This window comes from Brevibacillus sp. MS2.2, from assembly GCF_013284345.1.
Lineage (GTDB): Bacteria > Bacillota > Bacilli > Brevibacillales > Brevibacillaceae > Brevibacillus > Brevibacillus brevis_C.
Window position 1 is genome coordinate 23,765 of record NZ_JABSUZ010000024.1, and the last position, 23,046, is coordinate 46,810.

General features: G+C 48.4%; 26 protein-coding genes and 1 other annotated feature. Of the genes, 2 read left to right on the top strand and 24 right to left on the bottom strand.

What is annotated here, in order from left to right; all coding sequences use genetic code 11:
• Window positions 1–13: 13 nt before the first annotated feature.
• The 4 genes from thrB to HP568_RS20040 are packed head-to-tail and all read right to left on the bottom strand — an operon-like array spanning window position 14 to window position 3,799.
• Window positions 14–943 (bottom strand): homoserine kinase, encoded by a 930-nt coding sequence (gene thrB, locus HP568_RS20025; protein ID WP_173630041.1) that lies wholly within the window; start codon window positions 941–943, stop codon window positions 14–16.
• The gene (thrC, locus tag HP568_RS20030) at window positions 940–2,022 is read right to left on the bottom strand and encodes a threonine synthase (protein ID WP_048032120.1); all 1,083 of its coding nucleotides are present in this window, start codon (window positions 2,020–2,022) and stop codon (window positions 940–942) included. The genes thrB and thrC overlap by 4 nt, the downstream gene beginning before the upstream one ends.
• Complete coding sequence (locus HP568_RS20035) at window positions 2,022–3,320, bottom strand: homoserine dehydrogenase (RefSeq protein ID WP_048032119.1); 1,299 nt, start codon at window positions 3,318–3,320, stop codon at window positions 2,022–2,024. The genes thrC and HP568_RS20035 overlap by 1 nt, the downstream gene beginning before the upstream one ends.
• 35 nt (window positions 3,321–3,355) lie before the next feature.
• Window positions 3,356–3,799 (bottom strand): ACT domain-containing protein, encoded by a 444-nt coding sequence (locus HP568_RS20040; RefSeq protein ID WP_048032118.1) that lies wholly within the window; start codon window positions 3,797–3,799, stop codon window positions 3,356–3,358.
• A 185-nt stretch (window positions 3,800–3,984) separates the two neighbouring features.
• Between HP568_RS20040 and HP568_RS20045 the strand changes: the two genes are divergently transcribed.
• The gene (locus HP568_RS20045) at window positions 3,985–4,137 is read left to right on the top strand and encodes a hypothetical protein (RefSeq protein ID WP_007728640.1); all 153 of its coding nucleotides are present in this window, start codon (window positions 3,985–3,987) and stop codon (window positions 4,135–4,137) included.
• 51 nt (window positions 4,138–4,188) lie between these two features.
• Here the strand turns inward: HP568_RS20045 and HP568_RS20050 are convergent, their stop codons facing one another.
• From HP568_RS20050 to HP568_RS20090, 9 genes are all read right to left on the bottom strand, one after another.
• Window positions 4,189–5,367 carry an NAD(P)/FAD-dependent oxidoreductase gene (locus HP568_RS20050; RefSeq protein WP_048032117.1) on the bottom strand — a complete coding sequence of 393 codons (1,179 nt, stop codon included), beginning with the start codon at window positions 5,365–5,367 and terminating at the stop codon, window positions 4,189–4,191.
• A gap of 42 nt (window positions 5,368–5,409) precedes the next feature.
• Window positions 5,410–5,865: a helical membrane plugin domain-containing protein gene (locus tag HP568_RS20055; protein ID WP_007728644.1), complete on the bottom strand. Its 456-nt coding sequence runs from the start codon at window positions 5,863–5,865 to the stop codon at window positions 5,410–5,412.
• 290 nt (window positions 5,866–6,155) lie between these two features.
• The gene (locus HP568_RS20060) at window positions 6,156–6,821 is read right to left on the bottom strand and encodes a PilZ domain-containing protein (protein ID WP_048032116.1); all 666 of its coding nucleotides are present in this window, start codon (window positions 6,819–6,821) and stop codon (window positions 6,156–6,158) included.
• A gap of 8 nt (window positions 6,822–6,829) precedes the next feature.
• Window positions 6,830–8,107 carry a GTPase ObgE gene (gene obgE, locus HP568_RS20065; RefSeq protein ID WP_048032115.1) on the bottom strand — a complete coding sequence of 426 codons (1,278 nt, stop codon included), beginning with the start codon at window positions 8,105–8,107 and terminating at the stop codon, window positions 6,830–6,832.
• A gap of 13 nt (window positions 8,108–8,120) precedes the next feature.
• Window positions 8,121–8,705: a Spo0B C-terminal domain-containing protein gene (locus HP568_RS20070; RefSeq protein WP_048032114.1), complete on the bottom strand. Its 585-nt coding sequence runs from the start codon at window positions 8,703–8,705 to the stop codon at window positions 8,121–8,123.
• Between the two features lie 108 nt (window positions 8,706–8,813).
• On the bottom strand, window positions 8,814–9,107 hold the full coding sequence (rpmA, locus tag HP568_RS20075) for a 50S ribosomal protein L27 (RefSeq protein WP_005832382.1): 294 nt from the start codon (window positions 9,105–9,107) through the stop codon (window positions 8,814–8,816).
• Between the two features lie 7 nt (window positions 9,108–9,114).
• Window positions 9,115–9,465, bottom strand: coding sequence for a ribosomal-processing cysteine protease Prp (locus tag HP568_RS20080; RefSeq protein WP_048032113.1), 351 nt, complete (start codon window positions 9,463–9,465; stop codon window positions 9,115–9,117).
• Between the two features lie 13 nt (window positions 9,466–9,478).
• Window positions 9,479–9,790, bottom strand: coding sequence for a 50S ribosomal protein L21 (rplU, locus tag HP568_RS20085; RefSeq protein ID WP_016739197.1), 312 nt, complete (start codon window positions 9,788–9,790; stop codon window positions 9,479–9,481).
• Between the two features lie 10 nt (window positions 9,791–9,800).
• Window positions 9,801–9,879, bottom strand: a sequence feature (ribosomal protein L21 leader region).
• A gap of 57 nt (window positions 9,880–9,936) precedes the next feature.
• Window positions 9,937–11,412 (bottom strand): Rne/Rng family ribonuclease, encoded by a 1,476-nt coding sequence (locus HP568_RS20090; RefSeq protein ID WP_173630042.1) that lies wholly within the window; start codon window positions 11,410–11,412, stop codon window positions 9,937–9,939.
• A 107-nt stretch (window positions 11,413–11,519) separates the two neighbouring features.
• Between HP568_RS20090 and aac(6')-35 the strand changes: the two genes are divergently transcribed.
• Entirely contained in the window at window positions 11,520–12,059 is a 540-nt protein-coding gene (gene aac(6')-35 / locus HP568_RS20095; RefSeq protein ID WP_173630043.1) for an aminoglycoside 6'-N-acetyltransferase AAC(6')-35, read from the top strand.
• Window positions 12,060–12,069: 10 nt separating this feature from the next.
• Here the strand turns inward: aac(6')-35 and HP568_RS20100 are convergent, their stop codons facing one another.
• From HP568_RS20100 to radC, 11 genes are all read right to left on the bottom strand, one after another.
• Window positions 12,070–12,906, bottom strand: a complete 837-nt coding sequence (locus HP568_RS20100) for a M50 family metallopeptidase (protein ID WP_048032110.1) — start codon at window positions 12,904–12,906, stop codon at window positions 12,070–12,072.
• Entirely contained in the window at window positions 12,899–13,684 is a 786-nt protein-coding gene (locus tag HP568_RS20105) for a M23 family metallopeptidase (protein ID WP_048032109.1), read from the bottom strand. The genes HP568_RS20100 and HP568_RS20105 overlap by 8 nt, the downstream gene beginning before the upstream one ends.
• A gap of 156 nt (window positions 13,685–13,840) precedes the next feature.
• Window positions 13,841–14,041: a cold-shock protein gene (locus HP568_RS20110; RefSeq protein ID WP_005832370.1), complete on the bottom strand. Its 201-nt coding sequence runs from the start codon at window positions 14,039–14,041 to the stop codon at window positions 13,841–13,843.
• Between the two features lie 310 nt (window positions 14,042–14,351).
• A complete protein-coding gene (gene rodA / locus HP568_RS20115) occupies window positions 14,352–15,482 on the bottom strand; it encodes a rod shape-determining protein RodA (RefSeq protein ID WP_048032108.1) in 1,131 nt (376 codons plus the stop codon).
• A 57-nt stretch (window positions 15,483–15,539) separates the two neighbouring features.
• Window positions 15,540–16,334 (bottom strand): septum site-determining protein MinD, encoded by a 795-nt coding sequence (gene minD / locus HP568_RS20120; RefSeq protein ID WP_048032107.1) that lies wholly within the window; start codon window positions 16,332–16,334, stop codon window positions 15,540–15,542.
• 20 nt (window positions 16,335–16,354) lie between these two features.
• The gene (gene minC, locus HP568_RS20125; protein ID WP_017247539.1) at window positions 16,355–17,056 is read right to left on the bottom strand and encodes a septum site-determining protein MinC; all 702 of its coding nucleotides are present in this window, start codon (window positions 17,054–17,056) and stop codon (window positions 16,355–16,357) included.
• Between the two features lie 127 nt (window positions 17,057–17,183).
• On the bottom strand, window positions 17,184–19,616 hold the full coding sequence (locus HP568_RS20130; protein ID WP_048032106.1) for a peptidoglycan D,D-transpeptidase FtsI family protein: 2,433 nt from the start codon (window positions 19,614–19,616) through the stop codon (window positions 17,184–17,186).
• A gap of 21 nt (window positions 19,617–19,637) precedes the next feature.
• Window positions 19,638–20,162, bottom strand: coding sequence for a rod shape-determining protein MreD (gene mreD, locus HP568_RS20135; protein ID WP_048032105.1), 525 nt, complete (start codon window positions 20,160–20,162; stop codon window positions 19,638–19,640).
• Window positions 20,162–21,121: a rod shape-determining protein MreC gene (gene mreC, locus HP568_RS20140; RefSeq protein ID WP_173630044.1), complete on the bottom strand. Its 960-nt coding sequence runs from the start codon at window positions 21,119–21,121 to the stop codon at window positions 20,162–20,164. The genes mreD and mreC overlap by 1 nt, the downstream gene beginning before the upstream one ends.
• A gap of 14 nt (window positions 21,122–21,135) precedes the next feature.
• Complete coding sequence (locus HP568_RS20145; RefSeq protein WP_016739188.1) at window positions 21,136–22,179, bottom strand: rod shape-determining protein; 1,044 nt, start codon at window positions 22,177–22,179, stop codon at window positions 21,136–21,138.
• A 155-nt stretch (window positions 22,180–22,334) separates the two neighbouring features.
• Window positions 22,335–23,033, bottom strand: coding sequence for a RadC family protein (gene radC / locus HP568_RS20150; RefSeq protein WP_012685551.1), 699 nt, complete (start codon window positions 23,031–23,033; stop codon window positions 22,335–22,337).
• Between the last annotated feature and the right edge of the window lie 13 nt (window positions 23,034–23,046).

The following is a 23,046-nucleotide window of genomic DNA, read 5'->3' on the forward strand; positions in this document are numbered from 1 at the left end:
TATCCACTATGGTCTATCTCTGATGGATTTCTACCTGTACGCCATTTTCGTCCGGTTGCAAGATCATCACGCGGTACGAGATGTCGTGCCCTTTCATCACTCTGTCCACGAATGCACGCAGCTTCTCTAATTCTTCATCCGAAGAGAAAAAGCAGAGGATCGTAGGTCCAGCGCCGCTTAAAGCAGCTCCCAGTGCTCCGTGTTCAGTCGCTTTGTCCAGGATTTCGTTCAAGCCAGGCACAAGCTTTGCTCGATACGGCTGATGCAACCGATCCGACATTGCCCGTCCCATCAGGTCTAGTCTGCCTTGTGCCAGTGCAGCAACTAGCAAACTACTATGACCCACATTATATACAACATCCTCTCTGCTGTACACCTGTGGCAAGACGTTCCGCGCTTTTTCTGTCGCGAGCATAAATTCTGGGATCACGACGAGTGTTTGCAATCCCGCCGGAGCGGAAAACCGCACATAAGGAATGGGGTCTCCTTGTACTTCAGGCATCGTCGCAACAATGATACCGCCAAACATCGAAGCACCCGCATTATCTGGATGCCCTTCCAGACGCGTTGCCTTTTCAAACAGTTGCTCACGAGTAAATGGTTCGCCAGCGAGATGATTCGCTGCTACGAGTGCACCTACAATCGCAGCAGCACTACTCCCCAAGCCCCTCGTCAGAGGAGCGTCACTGGAAGCACGGATCGAGAGCTCAGGAATGGCGAGACCCGCTTCCTGAAACACTCTCGCCGCAACCTTGTACAGAAGATTGTTTTTGTCCGTCGGTGTTCCTTGTAGCTCCTTGCCCATCATCTCTACTGTCGTATGATCACTGATTTCCATTTCTACGACAGAATACAGTTGGAAAGCCATTCCCAGCGCATCGAATCCCGGTCCCAGATTCGCTGTCGTTGCCGGTATGGTTACTTTTACACGTTGCCCATTCATGATACAAATTCTCTCCCACTTTGACGAACCAGCTCCATAACAGCTTCATGTGTCGCTGGAACAGAGCGTGGCTCTTCCCCTACCAGCTTCAAAGCGATATTTGGATCTTTTAGTCCGTTTCCAGTCAGCACGCATACGATCTGGCTGCCGGGTTGAAGCTTTCCAGCCTTATGCAGCTTGATAATGCCAGCCAGCGACGCTGCCGAAGCAGGCTCACAAAACACACCTTCACTCTTCGCAAGCAAATGATAGGCATGCAAAATTTCTTCGTCCGTTACGCTATCGACGAGACCGCTTGATTTCGAAATAGCATTCAAAGCGCCATCCTTGCTCGCCGGGTTGCCAATGCGAATTGCTGTCGCAATCGTTTCAGGGTTGGCTACTGGTTCGCCATGAACTAACGGAGCTGCTCCCGCTGCCTGGAATCCGTACATCTTAGGCAAGCGACTCGATTTTTTGGCTGCAAAATATTCCTCGAAGCCCTTCCAATATGCTGTAATGTTACCTGCATTGCCAACTGGAATGGCCAAAATGTCAGGTGCGTCCGTCAGCGCATCGCACACTTCAAATGCCGCGGTCTTTTGTCCCTCAATTCGGTAAGGGTTCACGGAATTCACCAGTGTAATTGGCTCTTTCGCCGTGATTTCGCGAACGATATCCAGCGCTTCATCAAAATTACCGTCAATCGCGATGACTTCTGCACCATAGGCGATAGCCTGCGCCAGCTTACCCAGTGCGATATTGCCGTTTGGGATCAGGACGATGCAACGTAATCCTGAGCGTGCCGCATACGCCGCAGCTGCTGCTGATGTATTCCCCGTCGAAGCGCACATGATCGTGCTGCTTCCCTCTTCTACCGCTTTGGCTACAGCCATGACCATGCCTCTATCTTTGAAAGAGCCGGTCGGATTGAGCCCCTCGTACTTGACGTACAGCTCCACCCCCAATTGTTTGGATAGGTTCGGGGCATGGATCAGGGGCGTGTTTCCTTCATGCAAGCTGACCAGCGGAGTTTTTTCTGTGATCGGGAGAAATTCCCGGTAGCGTGCAAGGATTCCAGACTGTCGATCAGATGCCATTATTTGTCTCCCCCTTCTACACGGTAGCAGCTCTGCACAGTTGATACGATATCCATCTGCTCCATGTAAGCCAGTACCGCATCCATATCACTTTTTGAGGACAGGTGTGTAATCATGATAATCTCCGCTTCACCGTTGTTAAACGGTTGCTGGATGACCTGCTCAAGAGAAATATTTTTGTCTGCCAACAGCTGTGTAATTTGAGCAAGAACACCGCGTTTATCTGCAACGACGATGCGCAGGAAGTATTTCGAGAATTTTTCGCTGTCTTCTTTCAATACTTTTTCTTTGTATGGAGCAACCATTCCGCGTCCATTCACTCCTAGCTTTCTGTTTTTGACGACAGTGACCAGGTCTGACACAACGGCGGTAGCAGTCGGCAATTCACCTGCGCCCGGCCCGTAAAACATGGTCTCCCCTACCGCTTCCCCATGTACGTACACGGCATTAAAGACGCCATTTACGGAAGCGAGTGGATGAGATTTTGGAACCAGAGTCGGCTGCACACTTACCTCAATCGCCTCTTCGTCACGGCGAGCCAGTCCGAGCAGCTTGATTTCATAGCCCAGTTGTTTGCCATAGGCGATATCTTCCTTACTCACGGAACTGATTCCTTTTACGTCCACATCTTCGAGCTTCATCGGTACACGGAAGCCCAGTGTTGCCAGAATTGCCATTTTGCGGGCGGCATCAAAGCCTTCTACATCGGAGGTAGGGTCCTGCTCCGCATAGCCCAGTGCTTGCGCTTCTTTCAATACCTCGCTATATTCTGCGCCCTCTTGACTCATTTTGGTCATGATGTAATTGGTCGTCCCGTTGACGATCCCCATCATTTTCGCGATACGGTCTGAGGAGAACCCTTCTACTAACGCGCGCAAGATCGGTATGCCACCTGCCACGCTTGCCTCGTAGAAGACGTCACAGCCCTTTTCTTGCGCCTTCTCTAAAATTTCGGCCCCGTGCAACGCCATCAGATCCTTGTTGGCAGTTACTACGTGCTTGCCTCGTTCGAGTGCACCCAAAATGTATTCCTTTGCAGGGTGAATTCCACCAATTACTTCTACGATGACTTCAATTTCCGGATCATCCAAAAGACTAGCAGGGTCAGTGGTCAGCGCACCCACCATGGATGAAATATTCCGAGATTTTTCCGCATCCTGAACAAGAATACGAGAAATCTCAATACTGAGGCCGGTTTGCTTTTGCAAATCCTCTTGATGTGCTTGAATAATGCGTACGACACCAGTCCCGACTGTCCCAAATCCCATTAATCCCAATTTAATGCTCTGCTTCTCCATGTCTCTCCCCTGCCTTTTCTTTGATTGTGTTTTGCTTAGCCTCTACCGACGATCATCGCTTTGCGAACGCCCGGGATCAGCTGCAAGTTATCCAAAAACTCCGTGCTAGATACGCGAAGATTAGCCATATCGACTGACATAGATATGGTAGCAATCCCTTGAAGTGGAATCGTCTGATTGATGGTCAACACGTTTCCACCTTGATCGGCCACATATGTGAGCACTTTGGACAAGTAACCTGACATGTGATCCAAAGAGAACGTAAACGTCATAATTTTTTCGCTCATCATCGCATTGAACGGAAAAACGCCATCTTTGTACTTATAAAAAGCACTGCGGCTCAATCCCACCCGTTCAACCGCTTCATTTACGGTATCCACTTCGCCGGATTCCAGCATCTTCTTGGCTTCAATCGTTTTGGCAATCGATTCTGGCAGGATGTCAGATCGAATCAAGTAGAATTTTTCTTCCTTTTTCATGCGTTGTGTCCTCCTGAGAAAAACAGTTGTTTCTTCATAGAGGACATTATAACGGATAGCATGTAATGTGACAATCCTTATCCGTCACTTTTTTTCATCGGATCATATTTGGTTTACTTTGATTACATGAGGGGGAGCTTCTTCGCGCACAATAATGCGTATCGTATGGAGGAGGTGAAAGGCAAATGGCCGGACGTGGAAAGTCAGATAAATCGGAGCGCCGTAACAATCACCCAGCGGGTAAGCCAAGCAGTCTCGAACAGTTTGGCAATGACATGCGGGGCAAAAAGATGGCACAATCCCCCAACGTGATTGAAGATCCAAGCGGAAACGGATAAACAAGCACAAAAAAACCCGGGACACCATCATCCCGGGTTTTCCTGATTCGATTAGTATGCCAAAGAGGACAGACCGTTGATATGAGTCAAGTAGCGAACGTTACTCGCTTCTTTCATCAAGGTTGCTGGCAGGCCTTTCAGCTTCAGTTGGCTTGCACCAATTGTTCCGATCGCGTCTTTGCGGCCCAGGCTACCCAATGTACCGGAGAATACCGGTTTGAAGGTATCCATTTTGGTGCCGTTGAAGTGCGCGAAGAGATTGTGTCCCACTACTTCGCCCATTTGCCATGCCAGTTGCGCAGTTGGAGGGAATGGACGGCCCTCTGGCCCCATTACGACCGCACTGTCACCTGCGAGGAATACATCAGGGTGAGAAGTGGATTGCAGGAATTCGGTAACAGTTGCACGTCCGCGGTTTACTTCCACGCCGCACTCCGCTACTACGCGATTTCCTTGTACGCCACCTGTCCATACCATTGTCTTGGTTTCAATGGTACCGCCATCTTTCAGGCAAACCGTGGTTTCTTTCATTTCCGTTACAGGTACGCCTGTCAGGAACTGAACGCCGCGTTTTTCCAAGCTCGTTTTCGCACGCTCAACCAGGTCAGGAGCAAAACCAGCCAAAATGGATGGACCTGCTTCTACGCAGTAGATGGATACGTCTGCAAAGTCTACGCCGTGTTTGTGGCACAGATTTGGCAACATATCAGCGAATTCCCCAACCAGCTCGATACCTGTCAGACCGCCACCACCTACAACGAAGGTAGCATCTGCTTTATTTTTGCTCGTCTTGTATTCAATCACGCGCTCTTCGAGGTGTGCACGCAGACGATTTGCTTCTTCTACAGACTTCAGTGTAAAGCTGTACTCTTGCAGACCCGGGATTCCGAAGAATGCGGTTTCACTACCCAGCGCAATTACCAAAGCATCGTATTTGATGGACTCGCCGCTCGCCAATGTTACGCGTTGGGAATCGAGGCCAATATTTTCTACCGAATCTACTACGAGGTTAATCTCTTTGCCACGCAGCAATCTTTCCAGAGGGAGCGCCACGTTTTGTTCAGACAGGTTTCCTACTGCCAAGCGGTGCAGTTCCGTAATGATTTGGTGAGTAGGAAAACGGTTTACCACCGTGATCGACGCTTCTTCAGCCGTCATGTATTTACGTGCGGTCAATGCGCTGAGCAAACCGCCATAACCGCCGCCTAGAATCAGAATATGCTTCGCCATGCCCAATCCTCCGTCCTTGTCTTACATTCCATAATAAAAAAACTAGCGTTTTTGTTGTTGACGTTCTGCTGATACTTCCAGGAATGCTTGTGCGAAACGCAATGTTTTTTGTACTTGCGGATCCTTGAGCATTTTGAGAATACCGAACAAACCGATAGTAGACTCTTCTACATGAACACGGTCATTGGCTTCAATGGCTGCTTGCGCAATACCTTTCGCTTTATCAGAGATCGGTTTTACGAACTCTTCCATTCCGCCTTTGATGTCGTCGATCAACACATGATCATTGGCTACTGTTTGTACCAAATCATATGTTTTGGTCAAAAGAGTAGTCAGTTCTGCCAATTTAGGCAGGTTCGCCACCAATACGTTCAGTGACTCTTGAATTTCTGGTTTCATCAACTGATCGAGTACATCTTGTTGCTGCGCTGGTGCCAGAGTTGCAGTGCTTGCTACTTCAGCAGCAGCTTGAGCTTGTTGCGTAGTTGTTTGAGACATAAAAAAAACGTCCTCCTTTGCTTTGGAATAGAGGCCTTTCATTCTCGATGCCTGTTCATACGAGTAACGGCCGCTATTCTCCCTGAAAATCCGGTAAAAAATTGTTTGTAACATTTTTCACAAAGTAAAGCAGACAACGGATTCGAATAATCAAAAGTGAATGATTTCACATGTATTTATTCAGGAAAGCGTACACAACAAATCATGAAGTGAACAGGCTCGATTTAGAACTCTATGTACTCTACTATATACCTTCTTCGCAGGAACATCAAAGGAAAAAAACCGCTTCCTTAGGAAGAAGCGGCAGTTGAGAGCTTTTTATAGTATTCTTTGATGAGTTCATGGTGCTTTTCATTGATATCCGTAAAGATTAATTCAATGATTGATTCCTTGTCTTGGAACGTTTTTTCCACGATTTTCGCCATCATGACGATCTCCTGCGCTTGCTTCGGTATCTTGAAAGACAAGTGGAGAAAATCGCCCTTCGACACATAACCGTCCGTTCCCAAAACAAGACGGGTAGGAGAGAATTTTAGCAACACTGCCTCGCCTTTTTCTTCGATCGGTCTGGCTCCCATCACCTTGTAAGGGACAGAAATACCGAGATCTGGGGAGATGGGATCCTGCTTGCGCTTTTGTGTAATTTCTACCCCTACACTAATCGGAATCATCCCTAAAAGCTTGATCGGCCAAAGCGTTTGCTCCGAAACTACTTCCAAATCAATGGTATTCACTGCCGCATCCGTCTCCCAACGAATGCGTACAGTTGATCCGAGAAGCTCTGCTTTTGTTTCAGGCTTCATCTCGTAGGAAACTACGAGATAACTGCCCTTTGCATGTTCAACCAAAACTTGGACAGGTGTCTTCACCTGCTTGGAGATGATTAGCGGTAGCGACGCACCGCGTTGGAGTCGTTTATCCCCCAAAAATGGGTTCAGTGATGGGATATCAATCATGGTTTTTGTCACTCCACAAAGTCAAACTCTAATTTGCCGATCCGAACGGTATCCCCGTCTTTTGCTCCCAGCTTACGCAGAGCATCATCTACACCCATGCTGCGCATTTGTCTTGCAAAACGCTGGGCTGCATCATAGCTGTTCAGATTGGTCATGCGTACGAGCTTCTCGATCTTTTCACCGCTGACGACGAATACTTCGTTATCACGCGTAATCTCGAATGCCTCTGGTTCTTTTTCTGCTCGGAACACCACGCGCTCTTCCACTTCCGCAACTTCCTCGACAGCAGGCTTGTCCGGAATCGTCGCCAAGGTATCCCCGATCGCATACATCAATTCTTGCACGCCTTGACGGGTTGCAGCAGAAATCTCGTACACCTTCACATCTGGAGCCTTTTCCTTGAAAATACGCAGGTTTTCCTCTGCTTCTGGCAGTTCCATTTTGTTTGCGACTACAATTTGTGGACGATCTTCGAGCTTCAGGTTATACATCGTCAGCTCTCGGTTGATCTGCAAATAATCCTCGTATGGATCGCGTCCATCTACCGCTGCCATGTCAATCACATGGACGATCAAGCGTGTCCGCTCTACGTGACGCAGGAATTGGTGACCAAGACCCACACCTTCATGCGCACCTTCAATCAATCCTGGCAAGTCAGCCATAACGAAACTCTGCTCGCCCAAGTCCACAACACCCAGATTCGGTGTCAGCGTGGTAAAGTGGTACGCCGCAATTTTTGGCTTCGCCGCTGTCACACTGGACAGCAACGTGGATTTTCCTACACTCGGATAACCAACCAAGCCCACATCTGCAATCAGCTTGAGCTCCATGACAATGTAACGCTCTTGACCTGGCTCTCCGTTCTCCGAGATGTGTGGGGCTGGATTCGAAGAGTTGGCAAAACGAATATTGCCTCGTCCTCCGCGTCCGCCTTTTGCGATCACAGCACGTTGACCCTGCTCCACCAGATCGGCAATCACTTCTTTGGTATCATCATCAATGACAGTTGTTCCCGGTGGAACGCGCACGACCATATCTTCCGCGCCTGCTCCGTGCTGAGATTTGTTGCGGCCATGCTCTCCGCGAGGGGCTTTGAAATGTCGTTGATAGCGAAAATCTACCAGTGTACGCAGACCTTCATCCACGACAAATACGACATCTCCCCCTTGACCGCCATCTCCACCCGCTGGACCACCCAGCGGTACGTACTTCTCCCGGCGAAAGGAGACGGCTCCATTACCACCGTCCCCGCCTTTTACATATACTTTTACCTGATCGACAAACATGGTGTCACCTCTTTCATTCCGCGAATGGGACCACCAAATTCAGGACCCATTCTTCTTCCGTATGTATCCACTCGGTGACCTCCACCGTACTCTGTTCGCTTTTACGTATCAGCTTTTCCAATTCTTCCATTCCGGATGCACGAAGTACACCGGCCAGGTCAAAACGAAAATGAACGCCACGCTCATCCATCTGCAAGCTTACCTGCATACTGGCTGCTTCGTACCCGCTCTGGTCTACATGATCGTTCACTGTGCATAATATCTCTGACACCAACTGAAACAAGTCTTGCTCGTCCAAAACTACTCGCGTGAGATCCACATGATTGCACACGTCTACTTCTAAAAGCAATTCATTGTTCAGTGCGTTAAATGTCAAGAAGAAGACGGACAACAAGGAGCTATTCAATCGGGCAACCATCGATTCCTGCATCGCCATCTGTGCGATGCGCTTCAAATGGGCCTCTCCTTGTTCAGTACGGTTCAAATGCAAATAGCCGAGCAGAACCTGAACGTGGTTCAACCAGTCATGCCGCTGCCTGTTCAGAACGGTCAGCAGTTGGTCTGTCTGATGCGTAAACAGCCTCCGCTCGTCCCCCATCACATTCACCCAAGTCGATAAGAATATCTTTCCCATCTATTGTACCATAAAAAAGAGCCGGACAAAAAGAAAACCCAGCTATATCGCTGGGTTTTTCTTAACAAATATTTACGCTTCGGAAGCAACTGGCTCGATCACAACTTGTTTGCGATCACGGCCCAGACGCTTGAAACGAACAACACCATCTGCAGTTGCAAACAGAGTGTCGTCTCCGCCTTTCATTACGTTCGCACCTGGGTAAATCTTTGTTCCGCGTTGACGAACGAGAATGTTACCAGCAGTAACGAATTGCCCGTCGCCACGTTTCACGCCCAGACGTTTGGAAATGGAATCGCGACCGTTCTTTGTGGAACCTACCCCTTTTTTCGATGCGAAAAACTGAAGGTCCAAGTTAAACAGCATGTTCATATCAGACACCTCCCTGCCATTTACGATCATTTACTTTTACGTATTTACCGTAATTCGCCTCAACTGACAAAAGAGCAATAACCATGCTCTCTGCCAAAAGCTGTTGTTTCTCGCGTGTAGCCTCATCATCCGAAGAAGACAGACTCCACTTCAAGAACCCACCGCCTTCTTGTGCGACAGCGACATCAGGAGTGATGCCGGTCAAAGGTTGGATGGCGTTTAATATACCAAAGCTGATGCCTGATACAGCAGAACAAACGATGTCTGCCCCATAGGCACCCGCATTGGCATGTCCGGAAATACTAATTTCATGGATACCGTGCTGCGCACGGCTCACGATCACTTCAATCATAACAAGTCACCAATTAAGCGTTGATCTTCTCGATCACAACTTTGGTGAATGGTTGACGGTGACCTTGCTTGCGACGGTAGTTTTTCTTGGCTTTGTATTTGTACACGATAATCTTTGCAGATTTACCGTGTTTTTCTACTTTACCAGTTACCGTTGCACCAGCTACTGTAGGAGCTCCTGCAGTAACTTTGCCGTCTTTGCTTACGAAGAGAACTTTGTCAAAAGTAACAACGTCTCCTTCGTTGCCAGCCAATTTCTCGATGAAGAGAACTGCTCCCTCTTCAACTTTGTATTGCTTTCCACCGGTTTCGATAATTGCGTACACTGTGTGCACCTCCTATACTCAGACTCGCCTTTACAGGTGCGTCGACGAGCGACGGCTTATGTACCTGATTCGTGCGGTTACAGTATGCACGAGGCATATCTGCATGACAACCATTAGGTTATCATAGCTATAATAGCCCAGTCAAGTTATTTCGATTGTAACCGTTCCGCCTCTTCCCGATTTCCGACGTATCCAATGCGAAACTCGTCCGGGTTCATAGAAGGGATAAGCCGCTTATAGACATGTACAGGCCATGCAACTGCTTCTGCTTTTTCCCACTCCTCTATCATGTCCAACAATCTTGGCGGCAGATCCACGAGAACTGCCTCCGCATCTTGGCTCTTTGCCAATGCGGTGACTTCGGCGTACAAGCGCTGGAACAGCTCGTCTACTCGCCAAACTCTCCCTCGGCCCTTGCAAGCCTCACATGGCTCCGTCAGCCGCTCCGTCAGGCTCGCACGCACTCTTTTTCGTGTCATCTCGACTAATCCAAGTGACGTCATCCCGAGAACAGTAGAAGGCACAGGGTCCTTCGTCAGCTCTTGTTTCAAACGTGAGATCACGCGCTCCTTATTGCTCTGCTCTTTCATGTCGATGAAATCAATGATCACAATTCCACCGATATCTCTCAACCGCAGCTGTCGGGCAATTTCAGTTACCGCCTCCAGATTGGTCGCCGTCACTGCCTGCTCCCGCTGTTGCCCTCCCCCACCTGTGAATGAACCGGTATTGACATCGATGACCGTCATCGCTTCAGTCCTGTCGATGACCAAAAACCCTCCACTCTTGAGCGGCACATGTCGATCACGAGCACGAATCAGTTCCGCCTCGACACCCAAGAAATCAAAGAGCGGCTGTTTGCCCTGATACCAGCGAAGCTTCTCTTGTACTTCCGGAGCAAAAGCTGCCAACGCCGCTTTTACCTGCTGATGAGTCGCCGCACCTTCTACCAACACCTCATCCATTCCATTTGCCAAGCCATCTCGGAGCGCCGCCTCGATCAACTCTGCATCCTGAAAAATCCGCCCGCTCGAGCGCAGTCCCTCCGCTGTTCGCAGCATGTCCTGCCAGCGATTACGCAAATAGACCAGTTCGCTAATGAGTGTCTGTTCTTCTGCTTCCGCTGCTTCCGTGCGCAGAATACAGCCTTCTCCTTGCGCTACTGTCGAAGAGATCACCTGATGCAGTCGTTTTCGTTTGGTATCATCAGTTATTTTACGCGAAAGCGATATGCTATCTTCAGTCGGAAGGTATACCAGATAACGCCCCTGCAAGCTGATCCGCATCGTGATTTTTGGCGCCTTCATTTCCATCGCTTCTTTACTCACTTGAACCAATACCTTTTGCCCTACGTGAACACGTTCCGCAATACTTGGTTTCGCTGCTCCACCCGATTCCACACAGACCGTGTCATCTACATACAAATAAGCATTCTGACCTGTACCAATATCAACAAAGGCGGATTGGATACCTGGCTTCACATCCGCGACCCGTCCTTGATAAATGTCACCAACGCCTGCGTGTGCTCCCACATCCTGTGTACGCCATTCCTGCAATTTCCCGTCTTCCATAAATGCGATGTGGATGCTGCCACCTTGTGCACTGATCGCTACTTGCTTCACTGCCTTCACTCCTTATTCCCCGTGCAAACATTGCCCAAAAGAAGGATAACCGGGCTCATAGGAAGTAATCTAACATAGCTGCCAAGTCAAGGTAAAGGAGATAATCCATGATTCATACGGGTGATTTAAAAATTAGAGCCTTATCCCCCAATGATTCCACTCACTTAGTCAAATGGCTTTCTGACGAGTGCGTTTTGGCCTATTATGAAGGTCGTGATCGGCCACATGACGAGAAGCTCGTGCAGCAAAGCTTTTTTCCGGAAGAAGACGGTGAAACTCGCTGCCTGATCTTGTACGCGGACAAACCGATTGGCTATGCGCAATTTTATCCGCTCGATCCCCCGGAAAAACAACTGTATGGGTATGCAAAAGACGATGTCGTTTACGGCATGGACCAGTTCATCGGAGAGCCTGCTTACTGGAATCGCGGTATCGGCACTCAGCTCGTTACAGCCATCCTCCACTATCTCCACACGGAAAAACGAGCACAAAAGGTAGCGATTGACCCGCAAGCCTGGAATGAACGAGCTTTACGTTGCTACGAAAAATGTGGCTTTCGAAAAATAAAAGAGCTTCCTCTGCACGAATGGCACGAAGGAAGCATGCGTGATTGCTGGCTGATGGAATGGGTCGCTCTTGCTGACTAAGGACTAAAAGCTATAGGAGCTTGCCCACTGCGGCGTCGTGCTTTTGCTCAAACAGAAGGGCATGCAATAGCTGTTCTTCTGCCAAAAGACCCGCCCCTTGCACGTAGAAAAGATGGGAGCATCCCCGCCGCAGCTTGTGTGAGACAGCCAGTACCGTCTCCTCAGGATGCACGCGTATCGCTTGAACGGCAGCTTCCTCTTGCTGCCGGTCGTATTTTTCCACAAGAAAACGAAAAAATTGATAAGGAAATCGCATAAATGCCTGAATGTTCAACGTCAATAAATAAATCCCGATCACTGCTAAGTTGTACTTCAGCTCCAAGCTGGACATCCCCACCATGATGCCCGCAAACAGCGTACTCCCCGTCATTGATATCATCGTCGCCTGCCTATACGACATAAACCAGCATAGAACAGCCAACAAGATTCTCCCGCCATCCAACGGCCAGATTGGCAACAAGTTAAACAGCGCAATCGTCAAATTACTAACCAAGAAAAAGCGGGCCCACTCTTCCGTCCATATCCCCATAAACCAAAATAAGTACGAAGCAGCCATCATCACCATATTCAAGAAGGGCCCAGCAAGTGCCACGACAATCTCATCCATAGGGTCCGTGGCGTACGAGTCTTCCATCGTCGCTACTCCACCAAAAGGCAGAAGCTGCACTTCCTTTACGGTCCATCCGAGCTCACGCGCCATCGCTACATGCCCCAATTCATGGATCAGCACGATGACAAACAAGGTAATGACCTCCAAAAAATGGCCTGTCACCACGGACAAGCCAATCACCGCCCAAAATAGCAGGTGAATGCGAAACCGAATGTCAAGCCAGCCTCCCCTATTCAAACGGTATCACTTCCAGGGGATTGACAAATTGCTCATTCACTTTCGCTCCTAGATACAGATGACGGGATGTCTGGTCCATTACTCGTGCGGTTCCAATGACTTGACCAGGTGTAAGGACCTCGTCCTTCGTCACCCCTATGCTATCGAGATTTCCCAACCATATTTCCCGTCCTTGGGTCAGACGAACAATCACTGTCGTCCCATAATCAGGCTTTTCACCGACAAACGCGACCCAGCCAGCTTCTCCGATTGTGATTTGATCGTTCATTCCCGTATGCAGGATCACATTTGCACTCTCTGGATCATAGGATTTTACGACTTTCCAGCTACTGGGGAGCTTCCACACAGCATTTGTGTCCTTTGTTGTGCTCGTGGCTGGCACGGCAGGGGGATTGGTAGGTATCGATGGAAGCATCGTTGGAATCGGACCAAATCTCGCTTCATACCAGTCCGCTACTCCTGAAAAATTAAAGTCCCGTGTCATGACTTCCCTCGCGGAGCTTTTCCAAGAGGCAGGGATCAGCGTAGTTTGAAACAAAACATAAGCAGTACCAATCAATAAGACAGATGCTAAAATTTGCACGCCCCACTTTTCATGGGACGGTGGCTGGTCCATGATATCATTCTCTCGCGGCGAGTAACTGAATGGGTTTGGCGTTTCTTCGATGGGATCTTTCCAATCATCGACGTAGGGAGTATAGCTGTCTCGTGACTGTGTTCGGATTCTTTCCAAACGCTCCCTCCGTCTTTCTTTTACACGATCTACTCTTTCAAACATGTCCATCCCTCCGCAGGCCAAGCCTTTAGTATCATCCTATGACTTGTCTACCTGCTTTATGACGACCTGGCCCTCTCCAACGCCCCAGCTTATCGGTTGAAAACACGCAAAAAAGACAGTCTCCCCATTGAGAGACTGCCTTTGAATCTGTCAATTTTACAGTTTAGTTACGCTAGCAGCTTGTGGTCCACGGCTACCTTGAACGATTTCGAACTCAACCTTTTGACCTTCGTCAAGAGATTTGAAACCTTCTGACTGGATTGCGCTGTAGTGTACGAATACGTCGTCGCCACCCTCAACTTGGATGAAGCCGTATCCTTTTTCTGCGTTAAACCATTTTACGATACCTTGTTGCATGAAACAAAACCTCCCTGAACATTACGCCCCACGAGGCGAAAGAGTGTAGCGTTAACCTCTTTTTTACAGATAAGCCTTTTGCGTCAAGGAAAAAAAGTCATACGAATTGCGATTGACAATTGGTGACGTCACTCACAATACGTACGACTCCATACCAATCAATCAAACACTATAACTTGTAAAAATGGTTAACTTAGGATGATTTTAGCATAAGTATTTGCATTTGTCACGCATTTCATGAGTGCTCAAAAAGTCTTCTATTCAGCACCGAGAAAGTGGCGAGAACCTGAAGACTTTTGAACAAACTCCTTTAATCAAAACGCAACTTATCCTTACGCATCCCAATATTGAGAACCACACCGATGATCAGGAAGTTGGTTACGAGTGAGCTCCCTCCGTAGCTAATGAATGGGAGTGGAATACCCGTAATCGGCATCAATTGAATCGTCATCCCGATGTTCTCGAAGATCTGGAAGGTAAGCATCCCTACGACACCCGCGACAACGTAAGAGCCGAACGGATCTTTTGCCTCCATCGCGATGCGGATCATTCGGTAAATCAAGACGAAAAACAGAATCATCAGCAAGCCCGCTCCGACAAAGCCCAGCTTCTCTGCAATGACGGTAAAGATAAAATCACTTTCTCCTACCGGCACCCATCCAAAGCTCGCTTGCGTCGGCGTATCAATCCCTTTTCCGAACAATTGCCCTGAGCCGATGGCAATCAATGCTTGCTTAAGCTGGAACCCTCGTCCCATTGGTTCAAGATCCGGGTTCATCCAAAAGACGATCCGATCCCATTGATACGGCTTGATAATCTTGAAAAAGATATCCTGCTTGTATTGATACAACAGCGTCATGGCGGCAAAAAAGCTGCCAGCCAGCCCGCCCACATACAATACATGCTTCATCCGTATACCACCAACGATGAGCATAGTGGCAAGCATACCCGTATAAACCATGGCCGTACCCAAATCGGGCTGAATCAAAATTAAAAGCAATGGTACACCAACCAGAGCCATTACCGGAATCAGCTTATAAAAATAGTAAAACCGATCCGGATCCGTTGCCCTCTTGGACAAGAAGCGGGCCACCGTTATGATCGTGAACAGCTTCATCGGTTCAGAAGGCTGAAACAACACAGGACCAAGGTCATACCAGCTCGTCGTATTGTTAATGGGCTTCGTTTGAAATACCCCGATCAAAAGAATCAGACCGAGCGCATATAAGACATAAGCCATGTTGTGGAATAGACGATAGTCAAATAGCAATGTCACACCTAGTACAATAAATCCGATGACATACCAAAGGACCTGCTGATGCGCCTTATCTACACCTGCCGCAGAACCGGAAATCCCCAAATAGCTGAAGACACCCAGCCCTGCCAAAATCAAAATGATGGTCCAGTCAATTGTTTTTAAATGACGTTTTTCCAGGTCCATCCGTTTCCTCCTAGAAAACGTGACTCCCCTCTATAAAAGAAGGGAGCCAAGTATTACCTATTTTAATCCAAAGAATTTACGCATTTTGTGGAACACGCCCGCTTTTTCTTCCAATGGTTGTAATGGAACAGCTTCACCCAAAAGGCGACGAGCAACATTCCGATACGCGATGGAAGCACGCGATTCGTGATTCATTACAGCCGGCTCACCTTGGTTCGCGGATTTAATGATATGATCATCATCCGGCACTACACCAATTAAGTCAATGGCTAACAAATCCAAAATGTCTTCTACATCCAGCATGTCGCCATTTTTCACCATATGGGAGCGAACGCGATTAATAACCAGCTTCGGCATTCCGATTTTTTCTCGCTCTAATAGGCCAATAATCCTATCAGCATCACGCACAGCGGCTTTTTCAGGTGTAGTCACGACGATTGCTTGATCAGCCCCTGCCACTGCATTGCGGAAGCCTTGCTCAATACCCGCAGGGCAATCGATGATGACATAATCATATTCCCGCTTCAACTGCGTAATGATTTCCTCCATCTGCTCAGGAGTTACTGCTGATTTGTCCTTGGTCTGAGCAGCCGGGAGTAATGCCAGATTGTCAAACCGCTTGTCTTTGATCAGAGCTTGCGGCAGTCGGCATGCGCCTTCTGCAACATCTACCAGATCATAAATAATTCGGTTCTCAAGTCCCATGACTACATCCAAATTGCGCAGGCCAATATCGGTATCTACCATGCAAACTTTTTGTCCCAACAATGCGAGCGCCGTTCCCAAATTGGCGGAAGTGGTCGTCTTACCCACGCCGCCTTTACCGGAAGTTACGACAATTCCAATCCCCACGTCCGTTCCTCCTCTTCCCCTCAACCCTCACGCTTTTTCTCACCCAAATCAGGGCGGATTCGCGACAAGTAGTTCATTTTCGCTACCAGCATGATCTCATTTTCCAGATAGGCAAATTCTGTGCCTCCGGAATTATTCGTCCATTCCTCACCCGGTTTGCTGATCACATCTGCAATCCGCAACTGGGTAGGACTCATGACTGCAGCCGCAATAATTACCTGTGAGTCACCGGAAATACCTGCGTGCGCGTACCCTCTGAGATGACCCAGCACGTAGATGCTTCCTGTACTGCGAACCGTCCCCCCGGGATTGACATCTCCCAATAAGAGCAAATCACCGTCAAACTCCAGTACTTGCCCAGAGCGTACCGTATTTACCTGTATGGAAAAATGGGTTTTCAGGCGTTCAGCCATAGCTTCTTCCCGCGTGATCAAATCAGATTCGATTGTATGGATCACCAGGTTGCCCTTCGTTCGAATAATTTGAGTCAACTGCTCTTGTTGCTCGGGTGAGCAGTATCGTTTCCCCAATTTTATAGATACCCGAATGAGTGGCCCCGACAAAATCTGTTGGTGGCTATGCTCTATTTTTTCACGCATATCGGCCAGCAGTTCGTCGAAGGAACAGGTATCATCCATAAAGAAGACGAGCCCCTCTTTAGTCCCTTTGATCGTGACCTTGCTTTTCACAGTCGTCACCGGTTTCACCTCGACCGATACCATTCGCCATGCAGAAAGATTTTTCCTGCTCTGTATGAAAAAATTGCCGAATCGGGTCAGATGGTGGCAGTTTGCAAGGGCTTGACTCCATTATTCTCTTGGGCTTGATTGCCCTGGACAACCATTGCGGTTACTTCGCGGACGGTGGATTTGGCTTCGGAACCCCACCAGTAAGGACACCAGGATTCAGTTCATTGTAGGCTTCGAGCAATCGACGCGAGATCGGACCAGTCGCATCAGAACTGGATGTACCGTCTCTCAAACTGTTCGGCGCAATAACGACGAAGACCAGTTGGGGATTTTCATAAGGCGCAAAGCCGACAACCAGTGCATTTTCCGCTGGCTGCGACGTTTGTGCCGTACCAGACTTGGCTGCCACTGTGAAAGGTAACCCATTGAAACGTTGAACGGTACCACCTGGCTGAGTAACCATCCGCATCCCTTCTCTTACCACCTGGATATACTTCGGATCGATATCAACCCGGTTGAGCACTTGTGGTTCAATAACTGAGAGCGTTTGTCCTGGTTTCTTCGGGTCGGTAGTTCCTTTACGAATTTCTTTTACAAGATGTGGGCGTACCCGATATCCTCCATTCGCAATGGTCGATACGTATTGCCCCAGCTGCATCGGCGTGAACAGATCGTATTGACCAATCATCACGTCCGCCAAGTTTCCGTAGTAAAGGTTCTGGTTTTCCCAACCGGTATGTTCATTCGGCAGATCCACACCTGTTTTCACACCAAGACCAAACTGGGCATTGTAGTAATCATAGACAGAGAACTGCTTCTCCCAGCCATCTTTCCCTTTTCTTGCTAAGCGAATCGCCATTTCGTACATATACGTATTGTTCGACACCTGCAAGGCACGACGAGCGTTAACAGGGCCATGACCACTTGCCTTCCAGTTGCGTTTATACGTGTTACCGACTTTCAAGCCGCCTCGGTCATAGATGACTTCGTTCGGTGTAGTCAGCCCCTCCTGAAGCGCAATCATGACAGACAGTGGCTTGTAGGTAGAAGCAGGTGGATACGGCGTATAAATGAATCGGTTTGATTCATTCGGCAAAATAAGCGAGGCGTAATTCTCGTTGAATTTCTTACGGTCGTAATACAGATTCAAATCGTAATCTGGATAACTCGCCATCGCCAATATTTCGCCCGTATTTGGATTCATCACCAATACGTGCGCGTCTTTAAATTCTTTTGGCGTAGAAGGGCGCTTCTTGAATGCTTCAACCTCTTCTTTCAAGATGGCCTCTACCTTACTTTGATAACGCCAGTCCATAGCCAAAACGAGATCGTTTCCTGGCTCGGGGGCTTGACGCATCTGCTTCTCTACCGTCTCTGAATTTTTGTTCACGTGTACTTCCATAATCCCGTTTTTGCCGCGCAAATAACGTTCATAGGAGCTCTCCAGACCGGTAACACCGACACGGTCGATAGCGTTGTAGCCTTGTGCCTGATATTCTTTCAAGCTCTCAGGACGAATGGCATTGATGTACCCGAGAAAGTGAGTACCAAATGCCGAACCATCCGGATCTTCGAAAATTTGGCGAACAGGCTCCAGCTCCACACTAATTCCCGGCAGTTCGGTACGTCGTTCCTCGATTTGGAACATTTCCTGCTCCGTGATGTTGACCTTGACACGTCTCGGAATGTAGCTAGCCATCTGCGGTGAACGCATCTCCTGCAACAAAGAGAGCTTGTGCCATTGAAATTGGCGTTGCTGCTCTGTCAACGGCAGTTTGATATCCATGTCGAACAACGAGGCATAGCGCAGCAAATCCATGTCGGACTTTTCTGCTAAGCCGTCAGGGGTTGGCAAAACTCCGATCTGATCCTTCACTTTTTTGGCGAGGTCATTGCGATCTTCCTTGTCCAATTTGAGAGTGAGGGTCATATTGGCGTTTATCGCCATTTTTAACAGCTCGAAGTCCGTAGTGTTCGCTTCCGTAATAGCGGGTGTAGCCGGTTTGGCAGCATTCAGTTTCTTAATAAGGTCTGCTCGATCCTTGTCATCAAAAGGAGAACGAACGCGCATCCCGAGATACACCGCAGTTTTTACCAGCTCAAAGTCCGACATCTGATCAACGGTCTCTACTTTCGGAACGGCTTTTAACTTCGCCGAAACCTTTGCCTTGAGATCGTTTGTTTCTTGCGCATTGAAAGCAACAGGCAAAGTTGATCTCAGTTCAATCGTCTTCTTTAACAGTTCCTTATCCGTACCAATTTTGCCGCCATCGGGAATGAGGATTTTTGCCAGACGATCCGCGACTTTCTCTTCATCAATGTCCTGCCCTTGTTCTTCAACGTATTGAACGGTATACACTGGCTTATTCGAAACGAGTACTTCGCCATTTTTATCCAAGATACGGCCTCGAGGAGCAGAAATCGGCAGTTCACGAATACTGAACTTTTCCAATTCATGCTTGTACTGTTCGCCTTCCACCAACTGCACAAAGGCTAGCCGTAAAATAATGGCAGCGAAGAACAAAAATACAATCACAAACAATATATTGAGCCGAATAGGTATGTCTGATTTCGGTTCTTTGACTTCTTCCACGAACTCTCCTCTCCTTTGCCCTTACTGCATGTGCATTTCCTTTTTCGCCAGAATCTTGTTGCATACATTCTTGATCGGAAAGTATACCAGTAAGCCAAAAGCGAGATTAAACAGCACACTAGGCAAAATTTGATGTGTCAAAATCCATTGAACATCGAAGGGGGCAGCGGAAAACAAGCGGAACAAGGAATACAAAAGCCACTCATGTCCGAACAAAATCAGGAAGCTGGTAATGAAAACCATCCCGAATCCTCTCTGGAACAAAAGAACGATCATCCCTGCAAAGTAGCTGGCCACCATCATGGACATGGTATAGATTCCAATTAGTTGCCCAAACAAGACATCTTGTAAAAATCCGAAGGCGATCCCGTAATACAATCCCTCTCGCCTGCCGAGATACATCGAAATAAAGATACAGCAGACAAGCGCAAACCGGGGGACTATCATCCAAGACAGACCCCCAGTACCAGGTGAAAATACTTGCATCACAGTTCCTTCCAGTACAAACATGACCACGACGCCCAGCGTCAATAAAAATCGCGCCATTACTGACCACCCCCGCTAGCAGGTGAAGCCGGAGGCACAGTTGTCTGCGTTTGTGTCTGGCCGGCTGGCTGTTGCGGGATCAATTCGCCATTGGGAGCGATTGTAAAATCTCGTTCCACAACCATGACTTCATTCAATTGTGAAAAATCAGCGCTTGGCTGGATGTAGGCGGTTTGAGTCAAGCCGTAATCATCTGGCTCTACGCGAACAATATAGCCGATCGGCAAATTAGGAGGTACGACGCCTCCCAAACCTGACGAAATAACTTGCTGATCTTTTTTAATGGCCTGTCCCCAAGGGATTTTACGCATGACGAGTAATCTCTTTTGCGGATCGTATTCCTCGATGACACCACTAATCTGACGGTATACTGGCTTGCCTCCGACCAGTTCCTGCGTCAAAATCCCCGCAGAAATATGGTCCCGCCGTTCATAGCTCGTCAACAATTCAACTGTAGATGAAAAGTTGGCAACACTCTGTACGCGCCCAATCATTCCTTTGGCAGTGATGACCGCCATATCCTTTTTGATGCCACTTTTCAAACCTTGGTCGATGGTAACAACGTTGTTCCAGGTATCAGGGTTTCTTGCTACGACTTCTGCAAAATGAAGCCTGTAAGATTTGAGTGAATCTTTTGCCCCCACCATTTCTCGAAGGCGCTCATTATCTGCCTTGAGTGTGTGCAATTCGGCACTTAGACGGGCATATTGATCCAAACTAGCCTTGAGTGCCTTGTTTTCTTCATATACGCCGTACGCGTCTTCAATTTCCTGAAAAAAGCCAGAAACAGCCTGGGCAGGGCGATAGAAAAAGCCCTGCACCACGCTGAAGGTATCTTTGAAGAACATTTCTGGCCAGGTCAGGCTAACCCGTTCACGAGAAGTGAAGCCCACGACGGAGATAAGCAGGACCAAGCCTACAAGTACAATGATAAGCCGCTTATTCCCGAAAAACGACATGCCCTACCCTCCGTTTATTTACCCCGTTTTAGTCGGGAAGAGGTGATGCCTTGCTTGGATTTGAACAGGTGAATGTTCTCCAATGCACGACCTGTTCCAATCGCTACGCAATCCAGTGCGTTTTCTGCGACATGCACGGGCATACCCGTTTCCTTACTTAACAGGCGATCCATGTTACGCAAGAGCGCACCGCCGCCTGTGAGTACAATTCCACGATCCATGATGTCCGCCGCAAGCTCAGGCGGGCTTTTTTCGAGTGTTACCTTAACCGATTCCACTATAGCAGAAATGGTTTCCGCCAATGCTTCGGCAATCTCTGTGCTGCTTACCGAGAGCGTTTTTGGCAATCCGGTTACAAGGTCACGACCGCGAATGTCAACGTTTTCGACCTCATCAGGAGCAATCGCAGAGCCTATCTCCAGCTTCAATGTTTCTGCTGTCCGTTCCCCGATCATCAAGTTGTAACGGCGCTTGATGTACTGAATAATCGCCTCGTCCATCTCATCCCCGGCCACTCGAATGGAGCGGGATGTAACAATCCCCCCGAGAGAAATGATAGCGACTTCTGTTGTACCACCACCAATATCTACGACCATACTTCCAGTCGGTTCCCACACTGGCAGGTCTGCACCGATCGCTGCTGCAAACGGCTCCTCAATCGTATAGGCTTCCTTCGCCCCAGCCTGCTTTGTAGCGTCTTCGACTGCACGCTTTTCCACCGCAGTAATTCCCGAAGGTACACAGACCATTACGTTTGGACGACGCGTAAACAGCCCTTGATTTTTTTGAGCTTGATTGATGAAATAGCGCATCATTGTCGCAGTTGTATCAAAGTCAGCGATAACCCCGTCTTTCATAGGGCGAACCGCTACGATATTACCCGGCGTACGACCGATCATACTTTTCGCAGCATTCCCTACTGCTTCAATGGAATTGTTATTAGTACGAATCGCTACAACAGAAGGTTCACGCACCACAATTCCTTTACCCTTCACAAAAACAAGTGTATTGGCAGTGCCGAGGTCAATCCCCAAGTCACGTGTAAATCCACCAAACATAAAAAAACTCCTTCCAAATATTTATCCAAATGACAAGCATAAGAGAACCTCTATCGAGGCCTCTCCAAGATAGAGCGACCGCGTTTTTGTGGAAGGTTTCATGCGCACAAGAATTCCTAAACGTATCGATGATAAATCTTGCACGTAAAAACATGTTACAAGTACCCTTGCTCTTTGAGACTAACGTACTTGCCTTCCCCGATAATAACATGATCCAACAATGAAATCCCCACCAGTTCACCAGCGTCACGCAATGTATGCGTAATCGCGATGTCTTCCCTGCTAGGTGTCGGATCACCGCTCGGATGGTTATGTAGGCATATCACCGATGCGCTGCTACGACGGATCGCTTCTTTAAAGACTTCTCTCGGGTGTACGATGGAAGCGTCCAGACTGCCTACAAAAATCGTCTGCTTGCCAATCACATGGTTCTTGGTATTCAGAAAGAGACAGACAAAATGTTCCTGTGTCAAATGAGCAAGCTCTGGCGACATCAAATCAGCTACGTCCCGTGGTAAACGGATAGAAGCCCTATACTCTCGAGGCACTCCCATCAATCTACGCCCAAGCTCAAACGCAGCATGTAATTCAATCGCTTTGACTGGACCAATTCCTTTTAGCTCTGTTAACTCAGCATGAGAGGCTTGGGCTAAACCACGCAGGTCTCCAAACCTGGCTAACAAGCGCTGAGCCAGCTGATGAGCCGTCTCTTGTTCCCTGCCTGTCCGCAGTAAAATGGCAAGAAGTTCAGTATCAGACAGATGGACCGCTCCTTCGCGAAGCAGTCGTTCACGTGGACGGTCATAGTAAGGGACGTTTTTCAACAGCATTTTGTTACAGGTATTTGTTGCCATTTTATATCCGCCT

Bases quoted from the DNA above. Each gene is read 5' to 3' on its own strand.
- thrB (WP_173630041.1), bottom strand. From the start codon at position 943: ATGAATGGGCAACGTGTAAAAGTAACCATACCGGCAACGACAGCGAAT.
- thrC (WP_048032120.1), bottom strand. From the start codon at position 2,022: ATGGCATCTGATCGACAGTCTGGAATCCTTGCACGCTACCGGGAATTT.
- HP568_RS20035 (WP_048032119.1), bottom strand. From the start codon at position 3,320: ATGGAGAAGCAGAGCATTAAATTGGGATTAATGGGATTTGGGACAGTC.
- HP568_RS20040 (WP_048032118.1), bottom strand. From the start codon at position 3,799: ATGAAAAAGGAAGAAAAATTCTACTTGATTCGATCTGACATCCTGCCA.
- HP568_RS20045 (WP_007728640.1), top strand. From the start codon at position 3,985: ATGGCCGGACGTGGAAAGTCAGATAAATCGGAGCGCCGTAACAATCAC.
- HP568_RS20050 (WP_048032117.1), bottom strand. From the start codon at position 5,367: ATGGCGAAGCATATTCTGATTCTAGGCGGCGGTTATGGCGGTTTGCTC.
- HP568_RS20055 (WP_007728644.1), bottom strand. From the start codon at position 5,865: ATGTCTCAAACAACTACGCAACAAGCTCAAGCTGCTGCTGAAGTAGCA.
- HP568_RS20060 (WP_048032116.1), bottom strand. From the start codon at position 6,821: ATGATTGATATCCCATCACTGAACCCATTTTTGGGGGATAAACGACTC.
- obgE (WP_048032115.1), bottom strand. From the start codon at position 8,107: ATGTTTGTCGATCAGGTAAAAGTATATGTAAAAGGCGGGGACGGTGGT.
- HP568_RS20070 (WP_048032114.1), bottom strand. From the start codon at position 8,705: ATGGGGGACGAGCGGAGGCTGTTTACGCATCAGACAGACCAACTGCTG.
- rpmA (WP_005832382.1), bottom strand. From the start codon at position 9,107: ATGCTGTTTAACTTGGACCTTCAGTTTTTCGCATCGAAAAAAGGGGTA.
- HP568_RS20080 (WP_048032113.1), bottom strand. From the start codon at position 9,465: ATGATTGAAGTGATCGTGAGCCGTGCGCAGCACGGTATCCATGAAATT.
- HP568_RS20105 (WP_048032109.1), bottom strand. From the start codon at position 13,684: ATGTTTGAAAGAGTAGATCGTGTAAAAGAAAGACGGAGGGAGCGTTTG.
- HP568_RS20110 (WP_005832370.1), bottom strand. From the start codon at position 14,041: ATGCAACAAGGTATCGTAAAATGGTTTAACGCAGAAAAAGGATACGGC.
- rodA (WP_048032108.1), bottom strand. From the start codon at position 15,482: ATGGACCTGGAAAAACGTCATTTAAAAACAATTGACTGGACCATCATT.
- minC (WP_017247539.1), bottom strand. From the start codon at position 17,056: ATGGTATCGGTCGAGGTGAAACCGGTGACGACTGTGAAAAGCAAGGTC.
- mreD (WP_048032105.1), bottom strand. From the start codon at position 20,162: ATGGCGCGATTTTTATTGACGCTGGGCGTCGTGGTCATGTTTGTACTG.
- mreC (WP_173630044.1), bottom strand. From the start codon at position 21,121: ATGTCGTTTTTCGGGAATAAGCGGCTTATCATTGTACTTGTAGGCTTG.
- HP568_RS20145 (WP_016739188.1), bottom strand. From the start codon at position 22,179: ATGTTTGGTGGATTTACACGTGACTTGGGGATTGACCTCGGCACTGCC.
- radC (WP_012685551.1), bottom strand. From the start codon at position 23,033: ATGGCAACAAATACCTGTAACAAAATGCTGTTGAAAAACGTCCCTTAC.